Origin of the sequence: Chryseobacterium daecheongense (assembly GCA_027920525.1) — a bacterium.
In the GTDB taxonomy this organism is placed as follows: Bacteria; Bacteroidota; Bacteroidia; order Flavobacteriales; family Weeksellaceae; genus Chryseobacterium; species Chryseobacterium proteolyticum.
Genome location: CP115858.1, coordinates 2,085,728 through 2,107,285, shown reverse-complemented (window position 1 = coordinate 2,107,285; position 21,558 = coordinate 2,085,728). Strand labels below are relative to the sequence as shown.

22 protein-coding genes are annotated in these 21,558 nt (G+C 35.1%); 19 read left to right on the top strand and 3 right to left on the bottom strand.

The annotated features are described in order from the left end of the window. Positions 1–175: 175 nt before the first annotated feature. From aceA to PFY10_09295, 7 genes are all read left to right on the top strand, one after another. Positions 176–1,456, top strand: a complete 1,281-nt coding sequence (gene aceA, locus PFY10_09325) for an isocitrate lyase (GenBank protein ID WBV58646.1) — start codon at positions 176–178, stop codon at positions 1,454–1,456. 195 nt (positions 1,457–1,651) lie between these two features. Continuing rightward, complete coding sequence (locus PFY10_09320; protein WBV58645.1) at positions 1,652–2,227, top strand: OmpH family outer membrane protein; 576 nt, start codon at positions 1,652–1,654, stop codon at positions 2,225–2,227. Positions 2,228–2,376: 149 nt separating this feature from the next. Beyond that, entirely contained in the window at positions 2,377–2,760 is a 384-nt protein-coding gene (locus PFY10_09315) for an acyl-CoA thioesterase (protein ID WBV58644.1), read from the top strand. Between the two features lie 72 nt (positions 2,761–2,832). After that, entirely contained in the window at positions 2,833–3,279 is a 447-nt protein-coding gene (locus PFY10_09310) for a 6-carboxytetrahydropterin synthase (GenBank protein ID WBV58643.1), read from the top strand. 25 nt (positions 3,280–3,304) lie between these two features. Next, positions 3,305–4,096, top strand: coding sequence for a UDP-2,3-diacylglucosamine diphosphatase (locus tag PFY10_09305; protein ID WBV58642.1), 792 nt, complete (start codon positions 3,305–3,307; stop codon positions 4,094–4,096). 173 nt (positions 4,097–4,269) lie between these two features. Further along, on the top strand, positions 4,270–5,259 hold the full coding sequence (locus PFY10_09300) for an acyl transferase (GenBank protein WBV58641.1): 990 nt from the start codon (positions 4,270–4,272) through the stop codon (positions 5,257–5,259). Positions 5,260–5,354: 95 nt separating this feature from the next. Next, complete coding sequence (locus PFY10_09295) at positions 5,355–5,900, top strand: hypothetical protein (GenBank protein ID WBV58640.1); 546 nt, start codon at positions 5,355–5,357, stop codon at positions 5,898–5,900. Positions 5,901–5,934: 34 nt separating this feature from the next. Here PFY10_09295 and aqpZ read toward each other — a convergent pair whose 3' ends face one another. Next, on the bottom strand, positions 5,935–6,651 hold the full coding sequence (gene aqpZ, locus PFY10_09290; protein ID WBV58930.1) for an aquaporin Z: 717 nt from the start codon (positions 6,649–6,651) through the stop codon (positions 5,935–5,937). 219 nt (positions 6,652–6,870) lie between these two features. Here aqpZ and PFY10_09285 point away from each other — a divergent pair, with 219 nt between their 5' ends. The 12 genes from PFY10_09285 (at position 6,871) to PFY10_09230 (ending at position 19,965) form a co-directional block, all read left to right on the top strand. Next, positions 6,871–7,491, top strand: a complete 621-nt coding sequence (locus PFY10_09285) for a DUF5715 family protein (protein ID WBV58639.1) — start codon at positions 6,871–6,873, stop codon at positions 7,489–7,491. 156 nt (positions 7,492–7,647) lie between these two features. Beyond that, positions 7,648–8,376: a hypothetical protein gene (locus PFY10_09280; protein ID WBV58638.1), complete on the top strand. Its 729-nt coding sequence runs from the start codon at positions 7,648–7,650 to the stop codon at positions 8,374–8,376. An 8-nt stretch (positions 8,377–8,384) separates the two neighbouring features. Further along, positions 8,385–9,008 carry a hypothetical protein gene (locus PFY10_09275; GenBank protein WBV58637.1) on the top strand — a complete coding sequence of 208 codons (624 nt, stop codon included), beginning with the start codon at positions 8,385–8,387 and terminating at the stop codon, positions 9,006–9,008. Positions 9,009–9,073: 65 nt separating this feature from the next. Next, positions 9,074–9,772 (top strand): histidine kinase, encoded by a 699-nt coding sequence (locus tag PFY10_09270; protein WBV58636.1) that lies wholly within the window; start codon positions 9,074–9,076, stop codon positions 9,770–9,772. Beyond that, a complete protein-coding gene (locus PFY10_09265; GenBank protein WBV58635.1) occupies positions 9,756–10,433 on the top strand; it encodes a response regulator transcription factor in 678 nt (225 codons plus the stop codon). Before PFY10_09270 ends, PFY10_09265 begins: the two co-directional genes overlap by 17 nt. 153 nt (positions 10,434–10,586) lie before the next feature. Continuing rightward, positions 10,587–11,903, top strand: a complete 1,317-nt coding sequence (locus tag PFY10_09260; protein ID WBV58634.1) for a DUF2235 domain-containing protein — start codon at positions 10,587–10,589, stop codon at positions 11,901–11,903. Between the two features lie 158 nt (positions 11,904–12,061). Next, positions 12,062–14,002 (top strand): ATP-binding cassette domain-containing protein, encoded by a 1,941-nt coding sequence (locus PFY10_09255; protein WBV58633.1) that lies wholly within the window; start codon positions 12,062–12,064, stop codon positions 14,000–14,002. An 81-nt stretch (positions 14,003–14,083) separates the two neighbouring features. Then, positions 14,084–14,440, top strand: coding sequence for a hypothetical protein (locus tag PFY10_09250; GenBank protein WBV58632.1), 357 nt, complete (start codon positions 14,084–14,086; stop codon positions 14,438–14,440). Between the two features lie 231 nt (positions 14,441–14,671). Beyond that, positions 14,672–17,056, top strand: coding sequence for a TonB-dependent receptor (locus tag PFY10_09245; protein ID WBV58631.1), 2,385 nt, complete (start codon positions 14,672–14,674; stop codon positions 17,054–17,056). A 47-nt stretch (positions 17,057–17,103) separates the two neighbouring features. After that, entirely contained in the window at positions 17,104–17,694 is a 591-nt protein-coding gene (locus tag PFY10_09240; GenBank protein ID WBV58630.1) for a hypothetical protein, read from the top strand. 138 nt (positions 17,695–17,832) lie between these two features. Then, positions 17,833–19,167 (top strand): trigger factor, encoded by a 1,335-nt coding sequence (locus tag PFY10_09235; GenBank protein WBV58629.1) that lies wholly within the window; start codon positions 17,833–17,835, stop codon positions 19,165–19,167. A 111-nt stretch (positions 19,168–19,278) separates the two neighbouring features. Next, positions 19,279–19,965, top strand: coding sequence for a hypothetical protein (locus PFY10_09230; protein WBV58628.1), 687 nt, complete (start codon positions 19,279–19,281; stop codon positions 19,963–19,965). A gap of 60 nt (positions 19,966–20,025) precedes the next feature. On the opposite strand, the gene PFY10_09225 is transcribed toward PFY10_09230, so the two are convergent. Together PFY10_09225 and PFY10_09220 are read right to left on the bottom strand one after the other, a co-directional pair. After that, positions 20,026–20,610, bottom strand: coding sequence for a DUF3109 family protein (locus PFY10_09225; GenBank protein WBV58627.1), 585 nt, complete (start codon positions 20,608–20,610; stop codon positions 20,026–20,028). A gap of 7 nt (positions 20,611–20,617) precedes the next feature. Further along, a complete protein-coding gene (locus tag PFY10_09220; GenBank protein ID WBV58626.1) occupies positions 20,618–21,523 on the bottom strand; it encodes a DUF6427 family protein in 906 nt (301 codons plus the stop codon). Positions 21,524–21,558: the final 35 nt, after the last annotated feature.

Here is a 21,558-nt window from a genome sequence, read left to right as displayed (position 1 = left end):
GAAAAGTTGTGGGTAAGAATCCGATATAGTTTTTCGAGTTGGTTTTTGAAATCATTGAATCTATGAGCGATATGTTCTTTTTGGTCAAGCTGATGGAATTCCAATGATAAACCTGTAGAACTCGTATTCCGAATTTTATAAAAATAATTTATAACTAAATACAAATCAAAATATTATGAAAACGAAACAAGAAAAAATTCAGGCTTTAGAGCAGGATTGGCTGAACAATCCACGTTGGAAGGGAGTACAAAGACCTTATACAGCTGAAGAGGTTTTAAAGCTCAGAGGATCTTATACGATCGATTACACGATCGCCACTGAAATGTCTAAAAAATTCTGGGAGAAGCTTACGACTCAGGATTTTGTAGCAGGATTGGGCGCATTAACAGGAAATCAGGCAGTACAGGAAGTAGATGCCGGGTTGGAGGCTATTTACCTTTCGGGCTGGCAGGTGGCTGCTGATGCGAATTTATCAGGAGAAATGTATCCTGATCAATCTTTGTATCCAGCGAACTCCGTTCCTTCTGTAGTTAAGAAAATCAATAATGCTCTGTTAAGAGCGGATCAGATCCAGTCTGTAAACGGAGGTGGCGATAAAGAATACCTTGTTCCTATTATTGCTGATGCAGAGGCTGGCTTTGGAGGTAATCTGAATGCGTTTGAACTGATGAAACAGATGATCGAGGCCGGAGCTGCTGCGGTTCATTTTGAAGACCAGCTGTCTTCTGCAAAGAAATGCGGGCATTTGGGAGGTAAGGTATTGGTACCTACTCAGGAAGCCATCAATAAATTAATAGCTGCCCGTTTAGCTGCCGATGTAGCAGGGGTTCCGAGTGTCATTATTGCAAGAACAGATGCTGACGCCGCAGACCTGCTGACTTCAGATATTGATGAAAGAGATAAGAAATTTGTGACCGGAGAGAGGACTTCAGAAGGATTTTATGTTGTGAAGAACGGAGTGGAGCAAGGAATTGACCGTGGTTTATCGTATGCGCCCTATGCTGATCTGATCTGGATGGAAACGTCTAATCCTGATCTGGAACAGGCAAGAAGATTTGCTGAGGGAATCCATGCCAGATTTCCTGGAAAAATGTTAGCGTATAACTGTTCACCTTCATTCAATTGGGCTGCCAAATTAAGTGTTGAGGAAATGACTACTTTCCGTGAGGAGCTTGCCAAAATGGGATATAAATTCCAGTTTATCACGTTGGCTGGTTTCCATGCACTCAATACAGCAATGTTTGAGCTGGCATTAGCATATAAAGAAAAAGGAATGGCTGGATATTCCGAGTTACAGGAACGTGAGTTTGCTTTACAGCAAAAAGGGTTCAGGGCTGTGAAACACCAGTCTTTTGTAGGAACCGGATATTTTGATGAGATTCAGAATGTGGTAACAAGTGGTTCTTCAGCAACTGTCGCCATGAAAGACTCTACTGAAATAGCACAGTTTCATTAAAAAGTAAGTTTTTTCCACATTATACATATTGTTTGAAATCCTTCTCCATGTTGGGAAGGATTTTTGCGATGAAGAAATTAAATATTCTCAGGTCTGCAGGCTTTTGGACGGGAATAAAGGTTTAAAAAACTAATGAAAATTTGTATTATATTTGAAAACTAAAAAATAGTGTTTTTTAAACAATTTAATAAAAAAATGAAGTTAATTAAGGTACTTTTTATTGCAGCAGGACTTACGCTAACGGCTAACGCTGCTCACGCCCAACAGAAGATTGGCCATGTAAACTCTGATGATATTTTTGCAAGTATGTCTGAGGTGAAAACGGTAACTTCTACTATTGATAACCTGACTAAAACCAAGCAGGCTGAAATTGAGAAGTTGATCACAGAATATCAAACCAGACTTAAGGCAGCTCAAGATAAAGAGAAGACATTGAGTGAAGCCAATAAAGAGGCTGTTACCAAAGAGCTGATGGCTGCACAAACAGAATTACAGACATTAGGTAAAAAGATAGAAGATGCCAGAGGTCAGGCGGCGAAGGAGGTTTCTGCTAAACAGACCGAGTTATTTACTCCGGTACAGCAAAAAATCCAAAATGCGATTTCTGCTGTAGCAAAAGAAAGAAATCTGAGCTATGTATTTGATACTTCATCAGCGCAGGGAGCCAACAATCTGGTATATACAGACGGAAGCGAGGATATTACACCGGCTGTAAAAACCAAACTGGGAGCTACTGCAACAGCCACTAAACCCGCTGCAAAAACTAAGTGAAAACTTTTAAGTTATGATATAAAAGCAGAATCGGATTTATTCGATTCTGTTTTTTTTGATCAAATTAAAATAATAAAACAGGAAAGGTATTTCCTGTTTTGGCAGATTTTATTTTTTATGCCTTATTTTTGGATAAATTTTGAAGAGAGATGAGTCTAGTGTATGAAAAGCAGATCAAGGTAACAGAAGAAAATATAGATCAGAATAAGCATGTCAATAATGTACAATATGTGAGTTGGGTAGAGGAAATTGCAACCGAACATTGGGATTCTGTAAAGCATTTAACTGAATACCCTGAAGATATCTGGATGCTGCTTGATCATCATATCCAATACAAAAAGCAAGTCTATCTGAATGATATTATTACAGTAAAAACATATCCTAAAAATCCTGAAGGAATCAGGCAACCCAGGAAAGTTGAATTTTATTGTAATGGAGAGCTTGTGGTAGATTCATTAACACTTTGGGTTCTTATTGATTCTAAAACACAAAGGATTCAAAGGCTGAAAAGTGATTGGCTGGAGAAGATTTAAATATCACCGTTCATTTGATTGTACTCCTTGGCATGTGGCCCATACTCAGCCCAAATTCCTTATCTTTGCATCATGATACGTATTACAAAAATTTTTACATTCGAAACAGCACATGTGCTGTATAATTACGATGGAAAGTGTAAAAATATGCATGGACATTCCTATAAGCTGTTTGTAACAGTGAAAGGAAAGCCTATTAATGATTTGGAAAACCCTAAAAATGGGATGGTAGTGGATTTTGGTGATATTAAAAGTATCGTAAAATCTGAAATTGTAGATGTTTGGGATCATGCAGTATTGATCAACGGATTATCGCCGCATAAGGAACTGGGTGAAGATCTTGAAGAAAGAGGGCATAAAGTAATCTATTGTAATTTCCAGCCTACATGCGAAAATATGCTGTATGCTATCGCTGCTAAAATAAAATCTAAGCTTCCTGCTGAGGTTTCTTTAGCTTATCTTAAACTTCATGAAACTGAAAACTCTTACGGGGAATGGTTTGCAGAAGATAATGTATAATTGTATTCAATAAAAAACTCAACCAGTGCTAAAGACAACCATCAATTTACAACCTGGAAAAAAAGTATATTTTGCATCCGACCAGCATTTTGGCGCTCCTGATCCTAAACAAAGCAAGGTTCGTGAGGAGAAGTTTATACGCTGGATGGATGAGATAAAGGAAGATGCTCAGGTTTTATTTTTAATGGGTGACCTTTTTGACTTCTGGCATGAATGGAAATATGTTATTCCCAAAGGATACGTTCGTGTATTAGGAAAAATTGCTGAACTGAAGGATCGTGGGATTCATGTTTATTTCTTTGTGGGAAATCATGATTTATGGATGAAAGATTATCTGGAAGAGGAAATCGGATGTACTGTATTCTATAAGAGGCAATATTTTGAAATGGGTGGCAAGCAGTTCCTTCTTGCCCATGGAGATGGTTTGGGCCCGGGGGATAAGGGATATAAAAGAATGAAAAAGTTATTCACTAATCCTATTGCACAATGGGCTTTTAAATGGCTTCATCCGGATATTGCCATGAAGATTGCGTTATATCTTTCTCAGAAAAATAAAATGATTTCCGGTGAAGAGGATAAAGCATTTTTAGGAGAGGATAAAGAGTTTCTGATCATCTATTCAAAAGAAAAATTGAAAACAGAGAAAATTGATTATTTCATTTATGGACATCGTCACCTTCCCATGGTTTTAGAGCTCGAACATAAAGCTAAATACATCAATCTCGGAGATTGGATTTCTTACTTTACCTACGGGGTCTTTGAAAAAGATTTTGAATTAAAAACTTTTGATGATAAGGCAAAAAAAAATTACCTCTAAAAGAGGTAATCTTCGAATGAATAAATTCACTCTGTTTTTAATCCATATTCCGAAAATAGTATTGCAAGAATTTGACCAAAAATTTCAATTTATATTAAAAAAATATTAAAAAAGAATGTTGTAAGGATAACCGGTTAAAAATGAGATCAAAAGAATGTTAAAAATTTAGAAAATTGGAAAATATATTCAACATACGAACTGAACAGGATTTTTTAAATGCTTCATTAAAAACATTTCGCTATCAATATGAAAATGTTGATGTATACAGGAAATTTGTAGATTATCTGAAAATTGATCCTGACACTGTTGACACAGTGACAAAAATTCCATTTTTACCCATTGAGATGTTTAAAAATCATCAAATCCTTGACAAAAGAGTAGTCGCTGACCTATATTTTCAAAGCTCCGGAACCACGCAGATGAATTTGTCAAAACATTTCATTGCCAATGAAAATCTGTATAGGGAAAGTATTTATAAGAGTTTTGAACAGTTTATCGGAAAACCTGAGGATTTTATATTTCTTGGCCTTCTTCCGAGCTACCTGGAAAAGAAAAATTCTTCTCTGATTTATATGGTGGATTACTTAATGAATGTTTCTGCCCAGTCTGAAAACGGATATTTTTTATACAATCATGCTGACTTATTTGAACTTTTAAAAATTTTGAAGGGTAAAAAAGTAATTCTTTTCGGGGTTTCTTTCGCGCTTTTAGATTTTTTGGATTTTTGTGCCTCCCAAAGAGGTGATGAGCCGATTGGTTTTTCTAAAAATCTTATAATAATTGAGACAGGAGGAATGAAGGGACGTAAAGAAGAAATGACAAAAGATGAACTGTTGGTGATTTTACAAAAAGGTTTTAACACCAATGCCATATATTCCGAGTATTCTATGACAGAACTTTTATCACAGGCGTACTCTTTAGGAAATAACGAGTATGAATGTCCGAAATGGATGCGGGTGTTGGTGAGAAATGCTGAAGACCCTTTAACCTATGAAAAAGAAGGAAGAACAGGTGCTGTGAATATTATCGATTTGGCGAATTTTCATTCCTGCTCCTTTATTGCGACTCAGGATCTGGGTAAGATGCTTCCGAAAAATAAATTTCAGATCCTCGGAAGGATAGATCATTCAGATATCAGGGGATGCAGTTTATTGGTGAGCTGAGGTATGCGTAATGTGCAAGCCTTAGATTTCATCTCAAAGTTTCCAGAGCTTACCCTCTTAAATCTCTCGTTCCCAACCTTAAGCCCAAAAGAAATATGTTAAAAATTGAAGAACTTGTTCATGCATTCATTCATTCTCATTGTGACTTTGAGAAAGAACTTGTTTTAACCAATCATTTTCATTCAGATTGGGAAGCTGATATTTTGATTATTGATGCTATGGGGCTAAGCCATGAAATAGAGATTAAACTCTCTAAAAGTGATTTTAAGAATGATTTCAAAAAATCTTATCAGAATGCATCTACAGGAGAAAAATTTTTAAAACACGACAAAATTTCATGTGGTGATTATATTTGTAACGCATTCAGCTTTCTCCTTCCTATGGGAATGGTCGATCATGAACAGATTCCGGAACATTGTGGGCTTATTGAGTTTTATCATAATGAGGATACATGGGAAACGGAATTTTATCACATTAAAAAACCGGTACAGGTACATATGGATTCTTACTGGAAGCTTAATGATAAAGACCTTTTTATCCGAAAAATGGCTTTGAATTTACTTCAGAAAAAAATGGAAGTTAAAGGAAAACATGAAGAACTGATTTTTAAAAACCCGTTCGATATTAAAAAAAGAAAATAAAAAATCCTGTCAGATCGACAGGATTTTTTTATGATTAAGCAGCGACCTCATTGTCTGACCGCTGAAGTAAAAACTTATAAATTATCCCACCGGCAACTCCACCAAGGATAGGTGCGACCCAGAACAACCATAATTGGGACATGGCAGCTCCTCCTACGAATAATGCCTGAGACAAAGATCTTGCAGGATTTACAGAAGTATTTGTAATTGGGATGGAGATCAGATGGATCAGGGTTAAAGCAAGACCAATAGCGATTCCTGCAAACTTCCCATTAGCCCATTTATCCGTTGCGCCCATAATAACGATAAGGAAGAAAGCTGTTAACAGAAATTCTGCTAAGAAAGCTGCCCCCATTGAATAGCTTCTGTTGTTATAACCTGGCATATCATAGAAATTCGTTGCAAAGGCTCCGGGCCCTTCGGCGCTGAAAGCTCCGGCTCCATTCAGTATAATGTAAAGACATCCTGCTGCTGCAATTGCTCCGAGACATTGTGCGACAACATATGAAATCAGATCCTTGAAAGGAAATCTTCCTCCGGCTAAAAGGCCGAAAGTAACTGCAGGATTAAAATGTCCACCTGATATATGACCTACAGCGTATGCCATGGTAAGCACTGTAAGACCAAATGCTAAAGCAACACCTAAAAGACCTATACCGATATCGGGAACTCCGGCGGCAAAGACTGCGCTACCGCAACCGCCAAAAACAAGCCAAAATGTGCCGAAAAATTCAGCAAAAAGTTTTTTTATCATAATGTTTATTTTTATATTGAAACCAAATTTATAGTTTAAATTTCAGATTTTCAAATTAATTTTTAAAAAGAATTAAATTAAATTGATTAACGAGTGTGAATATGATAATGTAATATAGGATTTATTGAAGTATATATTTTAAATATACATCTCTTATGGTTGAACTACATTGCATAAATGTTTATTTTTCATTTTTTTAATTAAAAAAAACGGCGAATGAAAAAAATTCTTTGTTTGATTTTTGGATGTTTTATAGGATGTTTTCATTATGGGCAATCTTCAAAAAAAATAGGGATCTGTTACGATCTTGCAGAGGTTTTAAAGGTAGAGCCGACTCCGCTTTATAAGCCGCATCTCGATGCTTCAAGGAGCTTTGGTGTAAAATTATTAACAAATAGTAAAACGGTTCAGAAATACATCAACAGTGGAAAATTTCATAAAATAAAAAAGTTAGGAAAAGGTTATCGGGTTCAAAAACTGGATTATAGTAGGCCGTATATGGTTTCCAAGGCAAAAACAACACTCGAGAAAATGGGAGCCAGGTTCAGTAAAGAAACAAAAGGACATACTTTTACGGTTTCATCCATGACAAGAACGCTTGAGGATCAATGCAGGCTAAGACGAGTAAACTCCAATGCTTCCCTCGGAATCAGCTCCCACAACTACGGTAACTCTTTTGATATCTCCTATATACGGTTTAATGATGTCCTGAAGTATAATCCTAAAATGGAAATTGCCCTTGAAAAGGTGTTGAAATTTTATGCGAGTGCCGGGAGGATTTATTACATCAAAGAAAAACAACAGAGCTGTTACCATATTACAGTGAGGAACTATTAAGTCTGCTTGAAAGAAACGATAGCACTTCCTTTGGAAAGGCCTTTGAATAGGCTATTCTTATATATTTAAAAATATTAATAAATCTTCAATTATAGATGGTATATTTGCATAGGTAGTTTAGTTTACATAATTTTATGCCACTAAAACCATGTAAATATGATAATTTTCAACAGAGAAGAGTATGCCGCTGCAATCGCCGCATGGGATACCAGTTCTAAAGATTACTCAACGATAAAAAAACTTATTCCCCCCAATTATGTTTTTACCCTTTCCTTTGATCAGATTGATTGGTTAAAAAAGAACAATAAATGTGATGATTTTTGTTCTGAAATAGGGGTATACAAAAATCAGCTTGTACTGATCCTTTGCCCTCTTGATGTCAACGGACAAAAAATTGCTGTTAATGAATATCCATACAGTGTTCTTGCAGAACTTACATCGAATCTTACTTTAGTAGAAACCAAAGAATATACATTAGTAAAAAACGCCGTTCTTTCCAAGGAACTTCAGCAGGTAGATAAAACAGCGGATATGTATTTACCGGTAGCTAATATGCCGATAATGGAGCAGGATAAAGCTGTTGCTGCTATTGAGCTCTGGAGAGATGAAGGATCTACCTGGTTTTACAGGGAATGTGATGAATTCAAAGGAGCAAGGATTTTTAAGAGATTCTATGTGCCTGTTGAAGATTTGTGTCCATCCAAAGAAGGATTGAGCTATATCATATGCTCTTTCGGAATCAAATTTTCTGAAATTTATCAGAGACCATTGGTAACACTCATCTTTATTTCATTTTATAAAGATCTGCAAAATACAGGAAGTGTAGAAGTTATTTCCAATACCTACGACTGGTCCAGACCATGTCCTCCAATTTGTCAATTATAGAACAATAAATGCATAGCTATTTTATTACTACGTGGGGTATCACTAATTTTTTACTTCTTGTTTCCCTTATTTTTGGGATAGCAAAGTATTCCGTTCTTAAAAAGGAAGAAAAACAATATGTTTTTTATATCGGATTTCTTTTTTTCATTGAAGCGGCCACTAATTTTTTAACGGTTGTTCTGCATTACAAGGACACTTCATTTTTGTACCCTATTTATATAGCTGGCGAATTTTTCCTTTTGACAAGTTTATTCATTAGAAAGCTGGGAATATCTAAATACGGATGGATTCCGGTAGCAGTTCTTTCTCTCGGTTTTTTACTGATGAATAAAACGTTTAAGATTTACTTTAATGATGATGTTGTAAAAGTAACTTCCAACATCATCATTATTTGCTTTGCAGGATCTACTTTACTGCAACAAATTAAAAATAATAAAGCCATCAACAGGTTTATCTTGGTAGATGCCTGTATTTTTTTCTATTACTCTGTTTCGGTCTTTATTTTTATCGTTCAACATCAGATAGCCACCTTGTCAGAAGATGATTATTATACAATTTTAGGAACCAATAATATACTGTCAAGCATTTTGTATGGTTCGTTTATATATACTTTTATCAAATTAAAGAAATAACCTTACATATTGATTTTTTAATACTTATAATTGTTACCATAGCAATTATCGTAGTATTTATTTTGTTGGCATACAAAACTTTTGTCGACAGGATCATCAAAGAAAAGAATGTACAGCATGAAGCTGAAGTCCTTCATCAGAAAAAGCTTGTACTGGAAAATATTAAGGCCCAGGAGGAAGAACGGAAAAGGATTGCCGTGATGATTCATGATGATATGGGAAACAGACTCAATATTCTCTCTTTGTGGCTGAATAATCTCGATACAAAAGGCGATGAACTGATCAAAAAGAACATCAATGGGCAAATGTCTGCCCTTATCGATTCAGCAAGGACAATATCTCATTCCCTTTATCCTGTGAATCTGGAATCGGTAGGACTTGTCTTATACATCGAAGAATTAATCGCAAATCTATCCAACAGGGTTAATATTTCATTACATGTGGCATCTCATTATAAAAAGAAAGATATATTTATTGAGGTTCAGCTTTACCGGATTATACAGGAGTTTACGACCAATGTTATCAAGCATTCAGAAGCCACGAAGATTTGGATTTATCTTAAAGATTATTCGAAAATTACAGCACTTGTGGTTTCAGATAACGGACAAGGGTTTGATTATAACCTGGTAAAAAAAGGGATGGGCATCAAAAATATTGAATCCAGGATCAAATCCATTAATGCCATCCATAAGTGGAAGAATGTACCGGGTAAAAGAAGTCGTCTAATTATTAAAATTCCATGCAACAATGAATTCCAAGATTAAAATAGCACTGATAGATGATGAACAGTTAATTCTCGAGGGAATAAAGTTACTGTTATCAAACGAGCAGAATATTTCCGTGACCCTTACTTCAGATAACGGTCCCGATTTTATAAATAATTTAGAAAGTCTTGCGGAGAATAGTTTTCCGGATATTGCCCTCGTGGATGTGCAGATGCAACCTATGAACGGCTTTGAGTTGGTGGGAATTCTTAAAGAGAAATATCCTGATCTTAAGATCATTATTCTTTCCTCTCATTATAAAAGTTCCATTTTGGGGTATATGGTAAAGCTGGGCGTGTCTGCTTTCCTTCCGAAGAATTCCAATAAAAAAACATTTATTGAGGCCATTACCATGGTACATAAAAACGGAGTTTATTTTACGGCAGAAGATCATCAAATGCTTTTTTTATATATGAATTCTTCCAGTAAAAAGAAATCCTTATTTGAAATGGAAGATGAACTTTCCGAGCGTGAAAAAGATGTTGTAAAACTCATCTGCCAGGAGTTTACCAATAATGAAATTGCGGAAAAACTTTTTATAAGCCCTAGAACAGTGGAAAGCCACCGCCAAAGAGTCCTTGAAAAGATAGGAGCTAAAAATACAGTTGGTATTGTGATCTATGCCATCATCAATCATATTTATTCAATAGAAAAAATATGATTCCGTAGAAATACGGAATTTTTTATTTGGTAGCTTTTACTCTACTATTCCATTTTTTTTCACGGTTAATTTGAAATGTTTATCCTGCTGAAAGCTAAAATTTTTAAGGCTTACTGTTAAATGTGCAGAGGGTAAATGTTTAAAATTGTTATTATGGAGAATACTATAATATCCGTCGGAATTTTTTTTGATGGGGCAGGAAGTAACGGACTCAATGCAACTTCAGATAAAAAAACATTGACGGATCACATAAGTTATCACGCTTTGCCAACCAACATATATAAACTTTTTAAAGTATTCGACGGGAATGAAAAATTATATGTAGAAGGAATAGGAACAATAACAGGCTCCGAAGACAGTGATTTTGCAAAGGCTACCTGTAAAAATCCTATAGGATATTCCGGCTATTCTTCGGATGATAAACTTCGGAGAGCATATGCTTTTATTGAAGATAAAATAAGAGACACAACCAAAGAATATCAGTTTTATGTTTATGGATTTGGAAGAGGAGGTATGCTGGCGAGGAATTTTTGCTATGAACTGTTAAAGCGGGGGCCTTCAATTTCAGGGCATATAAAAATAAAGTTCCTTGGAGTGTTCGATACTGTAGAATCAGCTCCATTTAACCAATACCACGTAAAGTTATCGCAAGGAGTGGAAAATGCCCTTCACTTATGTGCGATGAACGAGTGCCGGTATTTTTTTCCGCTGACCGGTTTTTTTGAGAACTCCCGTACTATGAATGATTCCGAATTTATGACTGACAAATGCGTCTGGAAAGAAATTTTTGTTCCGGGTGTTCATGAGGATGTTGGTGGAGGGTATCTTAATAGCTCACAATCGGTATATATTTCAGGAAATTATTTTGAGGTTTCAGATGTTAATGATTATATTTCTCATGTAAAAGAGACAGCCAAAGACACAGAAGAAAATAAAATATGGGATATACCTTTAAGGAATCACCGGATTGATGAGGGGGATATCCTGTCCCAGGCATATGTTGAAAAAGAAATGGTATATAATGATCTTTCAAAAGTGTACGGGAGTTTAATGCTCATGCAGACAAATTCCGTGGCTCCGGTTTTTATCACTGACTTTAGTGAAAGTGATTTTACATTAGATCCGGAACATTTTTATTTGGAAACCCTTTATAATGAACTGGAAAAATACGCAGTTAATCTTAAATCAGGCCAGAAACCTTTATATGATTATGAAAAGCTTGCGTGCTATATTCATATTTCAGCCAATTTCGGTTTGTATAAAAAAGGGCAACTTCAAAAATCACAAGCTTTAATGTATAAGGAGATCATAAACAATGGACTGAATGTTCCGTGTAAATCCTTAGATAATAACTTTCATTCTGCTCTCCGGACCGAAATGTTTTTTCCGGAAGATATGGTCATTACAGATTTTGCTTATGAAAGTAATATTCCAAACAATGATGATTGGATACGGTCTATTATTTATTAAGTAAACCGATAAATCAGATGTTCGCCCTTTTTACTTGAAACTTATATAATAAAGCGCCGCATACAGGAGGCTTTTTTTATTTCTGGTCTATTCATTTCTTTTTCCGTATTTTTGCACCCGAAAAATATTCAGTATTAATTCTTAAATTATATCATTAAATGCTTTCGGTTCAAGGTCTAGGGTTACATCATTCGGGAAACTATTTGTTTCAAAATGTGAATTTCACAATTAAAAAGGATGATAAAGTTGGTTTAGTAGGTAAAAATGGAGCTGGGAAATCCACTTTATTGAAAATGCTTTCCGGAGAAATTACATTCTACGAAGGAAATGTAGTCCCTGATGGAAATATCACCATTGGTTTCTTAAAGCAGGATCTGGATTTTGTGAAAGGAAGAACTGTTTGGGATGAAACCATGCAGGCTTTTGAACAGATCAATGCCTGGAAAAATGAACTTGAGGAGGTGAATCATCAGATGACGGTAAGAACAGATTATGAAAGTGATTCTTATACGGATTTGATCAACAGAATGACTGAGTTAAACGACCTCTTAATGCACCATGATGCTTACAATCTGGAAGGCGATATGGAAAAAGTATTATTCGGGTTAGGCTTTAAAGCAGATGATTTTAAGAAAATTACGGATGAGTTTTCCGGAGGATGGAGAATGAGAATAGAGCTGGCAAAACTGCTTCTTCAAAAGAATGATGTAATGCTTCTAGATGAACCTACCAACCACCTTGATATGGAATCTATCATCTGGCTGGAAAACTTTCTTAAAGATTATCCTGGAGCGATTGTATTGGTGAGTCACGATAAACAGTTTATGACTTCTGTTTGTAACAGAACTTTTGATATTAATAACAGAAAGGTTGATGATTATAAGGCAAATTATACCAAGTATCTTGAACTCAGAAAAGACAGAAAAGAAAAGCTGATTCAGGCTAAAAAGAATCAGGATGCCGAAATAAAACACACCGAGGACCTGATCAATAAATTCCGTGCAAGTGCTTCCAAAGCCGCATTTGCCCAGTCGTTGATTAAAAAGCTTGAGAAAGTAGAACGTATCGAGGTGGAAAATGAAGATGTTTCCAAATTCAATATTCGTTTTGTGCAATCGGTTGTTCCCGGGAAAGTTAATTTTGAAGCCATTAATCTTGGAAAAGCTTATGGAAATAAGCAAATATTCGATAACGTAGACTTTATGGTCCAACGTGGAGACAGGATTGCTCTTTTAGGGCAAAATGGACAGGGAAAAACAACTTTGGCAAAAATTCTTGCAGGAGAAATCAAAGACTACACAGGAACCTGGAATTTAGGACATAATGTAAATATCGGATACTTCGCCCAAAACCAGGAAGAAGTATTAACACCGGATAAAACGGTTCTGGAAGAAGCGGAAGATGCTGCTACGGAAGAAACCAGACCTAGAGTAAGAGATTTGCTGGGATCATTCTTATTTCAGGGGGAAGCTGTTACCAAGAAAACCAAAGTATTGTCGGGGGGAGAAAGAAACCGTCTGGCGTTATGTAAATTGTTATTGCGTCCGTTCAACACGTTGATTATGGACGAACCTACCAACCACCTTGACATCCAGTCTAAGGAGATTATCAAGCTGGCATTGCAAAAGTTTGAAGGAACATTGATCGTAATCTCTCACGACAGGGAGTTCCTGCAGGGCCTTTGTGATAAGATCTTTGAATTCCGTGATGGGAAAATGAAAGAATTTCTGGGAGATATCAACGAATATCTGGAGTACAGACAAAAAGAATCCATCAGGGAAATTTCTGCGGAAAAGGCAAAGCTTCATAATGATGATGTAAAAGAAGAGGTTAAGCCAAAAGTTGAAACACCGGAAAAAACTGAAACAGTATCTCAGCCAAAATCAGGATTTGTAAGTAAGGAGCAAAAAAATATCCAGAACAAAATAAAGAAAGTAGAAGAAAGGATTTCCGAATTGGAAACTCAATCTGAAGAAATGGAAGCCTCTTTTGCAAAAGAAAATCCTTCAGAAGAGAGCCTGGAAAAATATAATAAAGTAAAAGCAGACCTGGAGCTGGCTTTACAGGAGTGGGAACATTTAGCATCTCAACTCGAGTAAACCTCGAAATATGATCAGATGTTTTAATTGAGGTTATTATTTTTATTGAATAATTACAATTATTATTGTTATTTTTGGTGCATGATTTTTAAGGAAACCAGACAATTAAAGAATTTTATCTCCAGACTTTTGTTTGGGATCTATTTTCTTGCTCTGTTTTCTCAAAGCTTTCACCACCATGATGTAGTGGATAACTTTAGAAATTTTAACCTCAAAAAATCTGAAAATACCGTTACAAAAAATGTAGCGAAAGAGAAGGTAGGCGATTGTTTAGCTTGTCATTTCCTGGCTACTGGTCATACTTTGGTACCCGAAGAATTTAATTTTTCTTTCGATGGGTATACACAAGAGGTAAAGCAGGTTATTACCATTCAGGAGATCATTTGGTCTCAAACCAAATTTACTTTTCAGCTTCGGGGACCACCCGCAATTTCATAAATTCATAGATCTTTATCGGATTTGTCTTATATCTGAGACTTCAATGTATGCCTGACAAGAAAAACATCAGGTAGGTACTATGAGGTACGATAGAAATAAGACTAAATGTATTGGAGAATTATCATTACATCAATACATTTTACTTCGTACAATTTAGAATTGTATAAAAAATAAAGCAACAAACTTTTACGAAAAAATGTACTTTTTAAGTACGCAATCTATCTATTTACAATGAAATTGATATATAGCTTATTACTGATCTTTTGCGGATTGGTATTAACAAACGCACAAAAAACTTATACCGTTGAAGGTACCGTCCAGGATTTTCATGATAAAAGCATGCTTGAAAATGCAGTCGTGAAAATAGGAGACTTTACGGCTAAAACGGATAAAAAGGGTAAGTTTTTATTCAGTAAAATTCCTTCGGGATCTTATAATCTCATTGCAAAGCATCCTGATTGCCATGATTATACTGAAAATATAGGAGTGGATCAGGATCTTCATTTAACGATCGTCCTGGAACATCATATTCAGGATATTGAGACGGTGACTATTCATGGAAACCATAAATCAAACGGATCTTTGATTATTAAGACCATTGATAAATCTGAAATAGAAAAAAATTCCACTGATAACTTGGGGAATTTACTATCCAAGATTTCAGGTGTTAATGCTTTGAAGACCGGAAATAATATTTCGAAACCCATTATTCACGGATTATATGGAAGCCGTATAGCTATTATGAATAATGGAGTAAGGCTAGCGGAACAAGAATGGGGAGTAGAGCATGCTCCTAATGTGGATATTAATAATTTCCAGCATATAGACGTGATCAAGGGGGCGTCTGCTCTGAAATATGGGAGCGATGCAATTGGAGGAGTTATAGTTATGGAACCTGAAATTTTCCCTAAAAAAGACACGCTAAAAGGTTCTGTGAATCTTTCAGGTATTTCAAACGGGAAAGGTCTTGGGTTAGATGTAAATGTTGCCAAGATCTGGAAAAACGGATGGGCGGTAAAATCCGGAGGATCCATTAAAAAATTAGGTGATCAGCATACTCCTGATTATAACTTAATGAATACCGGGATGGATTTTTCATCATTTAATTTTACAGTTCAGAAGAATAGCTATGAACAGGGAATTTCTTTTGATTATTATCTTACTAATCAGAATATTGGGATTTACAGAGGTTCGCATGTTGGAAATAATAATGATTTTTATAATGCGATGACGCTGAATATTCCTGTATATACGGGGAATTTTAGTTATGATATTGATAATCCAAGACAGGTTATAGAACATCATATTGCCAAAGTTTCTGCTTTTAAAAGATTTGAAAATATTGGTAAGGTATCTGCAAGTTATAGCTTTCAATACAACCATAGGCAAGAATATGATATAAGAAGGGGAGATTTAAAAGATATTCCCTCTTTGGATCTGGCATTGATGACTCATCAGTTTAATGTGAACGATTTATTAGAAAGAGAAAAATGGTCGTTGGAAACTGGAATTGACGCAAGTTTTCAGAACAATTATTCAGATCCGGCCACAAAAGCAAGACGTCTGATCCCTAATTATGACAAATATTCTGCGGGCGTTTACTCTGTTTTTAAATACAAAATTTCAGATGAATTGAATGCAGAGGGAGGTGTAAGATATGACTTTAACCGATATGATGTAACAAAATGGTATGACAAAAGTGATTGGGATAAATTATATAAAGCGACTTATCCTCAGTTTTATGTGAAAACAGATAAAAACAGAGTCTTAACACGTCCGAAACTTAATTATGAAAATATTTCTTTTAATGCCGGACTGGAATATCATCCTAGCTCAAATTTTAATCTGAAATTTAATTATGCTAAAGTAGGAAGAACACCTAATATTGCTGAATTATTTTCCGATGGGTTGCACCATTCTGCAGCGGTAATAGAAATTGGAGATATGGGCTTGAAAAATGAACAGGGACATCAATTTAATTTAGTTGCTGATGCTAAATTTAATGTACTGAAGGGATTAAACATATCAGTAAACCCTTATTTTTTCATAACTAAAAATTACATTAATGAAATTCCTACCGGGGTTCAGAATACGATAAGAGGTGTTTTTCCTGTATGGTCTTATCAACAGATTGATGCCAAAATGTATGGTATAGATGTGGATGTCAACTGGAAACTTACAGAAAACCTTACCTATATAGGAAGAGGAAGTTATGTTAATGGGCAGGACGATTCAAATAACGAACCATTAATCCTGATGATGCCACCTAATTTTTCGAATGCCTTACAGTTTAAAATGGAAAAATGGAATCAATTCTATTTCAGCCTTGAAAATCAAACCTTTTTAAAGCAAAATAGATTTCCTATTCATAATGCTCCCATTACTATTTTTGAAAATGGTGTAGAAGTAGAAAAGATAGTAGATTTCAGCACTCCCCCGAGCGAATATTCACTTTGGAATATTCAGACTGGTATTAATATCAGCAAAAACCTTTCTGCAGGACTTATCGTTAATAATCTATTCAACGTTTCATACAGAGATTATCTTAATCGTATGAGATTTTTTGCAGATGAAGCAGGAAGAAATTTTATACTTAATGTTAGATATCATTTCTAATATTTTACCATTACAAATCAAGATTTTAAAAATTTAAATTAAAAAAAATGAACAAATTATTTAACACTAAAAATATTATCAAACTAATAGGTATTTTATTCATCGCAGTTTCTATCGTATCTTGTCAAAGAGATAACTCAGCAGAAGAAGATGATCTGCCTCAGGAAGATCTTACTAATATTATTTTATTGGTAAAAGATGTTGCCACACAGGTAACTGTACCTTACAATTATAGTGTAGGTGCCGGAGGGGCACAGTCGATAAAATTAGAGAACGGGAAGACATATGAAGTAGAAGTGCAGTTCAAGAATGGTAATGAAGATGCAACCCAGGAAATTAAAGATGCAAAAGATGAACATTTTCTAGTGTACAATTTCCCTAATTCCGATCTTACACTAACCAGAACCGATGATGCAAGTTCTACAAGAGGTGATGGAAAACATGTAGGACTTAAAACAAAATGGGTAGTGACCAAGGCCGTAAAAAATGCATCAGCACAAAGCCAGCTTATTCTTACTCTGTATCACGAACCAGCCACCGTTTCCGAAGCTTCTTCAGTAAGTGGAAACGGAATAGTGTATGGAGCTCAAACAGGAGGAGAAACCGATGCTCAGGCTACTTATACGATTACAAATTAAAAAAAACAGCAAATAGATAAAACCACTGAAAAATTCAGTGGTTTTTTATTTATAAATATTTGATGCCGAAGAATTTATCTTTAATAGTTTATTTTGATAAAAATTTCATATTTTTGCAACCTAAAATTTTAATCAATAATGAAGGTTACCGCACAAAACCATGATGACGTAAGTGCATTACTTACTGTAACATTGGAAAAATCTGACTACAAAGACAAAGTAGAGAAGCAGTTGATTAATTATGCTAAAAATGCGCAAGTTCCTGGTTTCAGAAAAGGAAAAGTGCCTTTAAGTATGGTTAGAAAACAATATGAAGCAGGTATTGCATTCGAAGAGATCAACAAACAAGTTTCTGATGCTTTAAATAACTATGTAAACGAAAACAAGTTAAGATTAGTTGGCCAGCCTGTACCTCAACCTGTAAATGATTTCAATCATAATGCAGATCAACTTGAAGTTGCTTTTGAAGTAGGATACGAGCCTGAATTCACTATAGATTTAGCTAAATATGAAGCGCCTCACTATAAAGTAGAAGCTTCTGATAAAGAAATCACAAAAAGCATTGAAAACATGCAGAAGCGTTTCGCTGAGCAGGTTCCTCAAGATAAGATCACTAAGGATTCTTATGTTGCTTTAGAGGTTTCTCAGGTTGTAGAAGAAGATGCTGAAGGAGAACACCACCACCATCCGAAAAATGTTACTATTACAGCTGAAAACAAAGAAGCTTTCAAATTAGTTAAAGCTTTAAAAATGGACGGTTCTGTAAAAGTTTCTAAAGAAACATTGGCAGGTGATGAAGAATTAGCTAAAGAATTAGGGTTTACTAAAGAAGAAGTTGAGCATTTACACCATGCTGAAGTTGAAGTTAAAGTAAAAGATTTCTATAGTCTGAACTTAGCAGAACTTAATCAGGATCTTTTTGATAAAGTATACGGAGAAGGAAACATCAAGTCTGAAGAAGAGCTTAAAAATAAAGTTAAGGCTGAATTAGATGAGTATTTCCAGCAAAATGCTGACGTTCACTTTGTGAATAAAGTATTGGAACAAATTACAGAAAAAGAAGAAGTAAAACTTCCTGAAAATTTCCTTGTAAAATGGTTACTATTCTCTAACCAGAATATCCAAACTGAAGAGCAGGCAAAAGAAATCCTTGAATCTGAGAAAAAACAATTAAGCTATCAGATCATCGAAGGTAAATTGATGAATGATAACGATATTAAATTGGATTATGCTGATGTTCTTGCACAAGCTGAACAATTAGTAAGAAACCAATTGGCGATCTACGGAATTCACCATTTAGGAGATGAAGAAATTCAAAAGTATGCTGTTGAAATGTTGAAAGACCAGGAGCAGGTAAGACAGATTTCTTCTGAAGTAGCTATGACTAAATTGAAAGATGTAATTCTTGAAAAGGCAAGCAAAAAAGAAACTGCAATTTCGCATGACGAGTTTTTAGAAGAACTTAAAAAATAATTTATTTTTAAATAAATATTTTAAAACCACCAATTTTGGTGGTTTTTTGTTGTAAAAAACATAGATTTTATATCGGGCAATATTCCTATATTTACGTAATAAATAAATTATATGAAAAAGATAATCATTCCGTTTTTCTGTGCAGTGCTTTTTTCCACTTCAGTAGCAGCACAGCAAAAAACAACCGCTGCTAAAACAGAAGCAGTAAAATCGAAACTGACACCTAAAGAAGTAATAGATAATTATCTTAAAGCTTTGGGGGGAAGAGATAAATTAGAAGCTATAAAAACAACCGTTATAGAAAATACCGTTACTGTACAAGGGATGGAAATTGCTATGACGACTAAAAAGATGGGAAATAAATTCAAGTCCGTACAAAGCGTAATGGGGCAACAAATGACTCAGGTTTTCGATGGCGAAAAAGGAACTTTTGACCAGATGGGACAAAAAATGGATATTCCTGCGGATAAAATTGCTGACCTTAAAAAAAGCAAAACAGTTGATGCATTGGGATATGATCCTGCTTCTTTCCAATCCGTAAATGTAGAGAAGATAGATGGTAAAGATTATAATGTGCTAACTTCAGATAAAGGAAAATACTTCTTTGATGCAACTACAGGATTGTTATACAAGTCCGAATCAAAAGAAGGTACAGCGATTGTAAAAGATTACATGACTGTAGACGGATTGAAGTTCCCTGGAGAAGTAGATGCCGAAGGAAATGGACAGAAGGTAGTTATTAAAACCACTAAAATTGTTCTGAATTCCGGTGTTACGGACGCTGATTTTAAATTATAATAAGGTAAAACCTACAGCTTATAAAAAATAAAAACCGCAAAATCTGCGGTTTTTATTTTTTTAATTTCCATATTCTTTTTTCCATTCTTCAGCAGCTTCACTTAGAACGGTATAGAATTCATCACCGTATTTCCTGATAAGGGGTGTTTTCAGGAATTTATAAACAGGAACCTGCAATTCTCTTCCCAATGTACATGCATCGCTGCACACAGACCATTCATGGTAATTTAAAGCAGTAAAAGAAGAGTATTCCGTAATTCGTATTGGATACAGATGACATGAAATCGGCTTTTGCCAGTCAATAGCACCGTCTTCATACGCTTTTTCAATTCCGCATTTTGTAATACCTTTTTCATCGAATGTTACATAGGCACACTCGCGGTCTTCTACCATGGGCGTTACATACATTCCGTCAGAGGGATCGGTTGTCCATGTTCCCTGTTCTTCAAGAGCTTTTACACCTTCTTTCGTCAGATAAGGTTTGATTTTATCAAAGATATTATCTAAAATTTCAAGCTCGTTTTTATCTAAAGGAGCTCCAACATCTCCCTCCACACAACATGCTCCCTTACATTTGGTAAGGTTGCAAACAAACTCCTCGGAAAATATTTCCTCGGAGATTAATTTATCGTCTATCTGAATCATAATCTTTTTAAAATAAATTAAAATACGTACCTATTTTAAAGGTAACCAAACTCAAAATAATCAGCCAAAGGCTGACTTCCTGCATCCAGTATTTGGGCAAAAAACGCATCATCCGGCTCAGTATGATACTGGAAGGAAATGCGAGGAGCAGTAAATATTCATAGCTCTTATTCATATACAGGATAATAGTAACCAGCTGAGCTAAAGAGAAAACCAATAGGAAGGTATATTTATATCTGCTTATCGGGCTTTTTTTGTTGTAATTTTTAAAGTGATCATATACCGCATAGATCAGCATTAATGCAACCGGGATTAAAGGGATAATTCCTCTGTAATCTGTAATCAGTTTCATCTTTCCAAATGGGAAATAATCAAGGTTCCAGGTGGTAAAGTCCATAAAGAACATGACAGAAAAATAACTGAACACGATCAGGATAATTCCAAGTAAAAATCTGAATATATTTAAACTTATTTTTTCAGAGGTTGCAATAACGTGTATAACTACAAAAACGGCCATTGGCCATGTGGTAGGTAAAAAAATAAAATTCAATGCAACGATGGCACCTACCAGGACATATGATTTTTTCCGGGTATCTTCATTAGCGCTCGTCAGAAGAAGCAAAAGAAAGGAATTGGTAAGTAATGATACGGCAATTCCGATATCAAGATTTCCGGGATAGAGACCGAAAATGAAAAATGAATATAAAAATAAGGGAAGATGAGTCTGGTGATTAAGTGCAATACTGTGAAAACAGAAATATCCCAAAGCAATTCCCAGAAATGTTATTCCGGCAACAATTGCTTCATAAGTATTGAAATTCAGGATGTTAAATATTATTACTATTAAAAGAAGAAAACCAATATAAACAGGAATTGAAAAAATATTGCTTTCTTTTGAAAGTAATTTAAACATTTTTTATAAATTTGTACAAAGTTAATTTAAAAAAG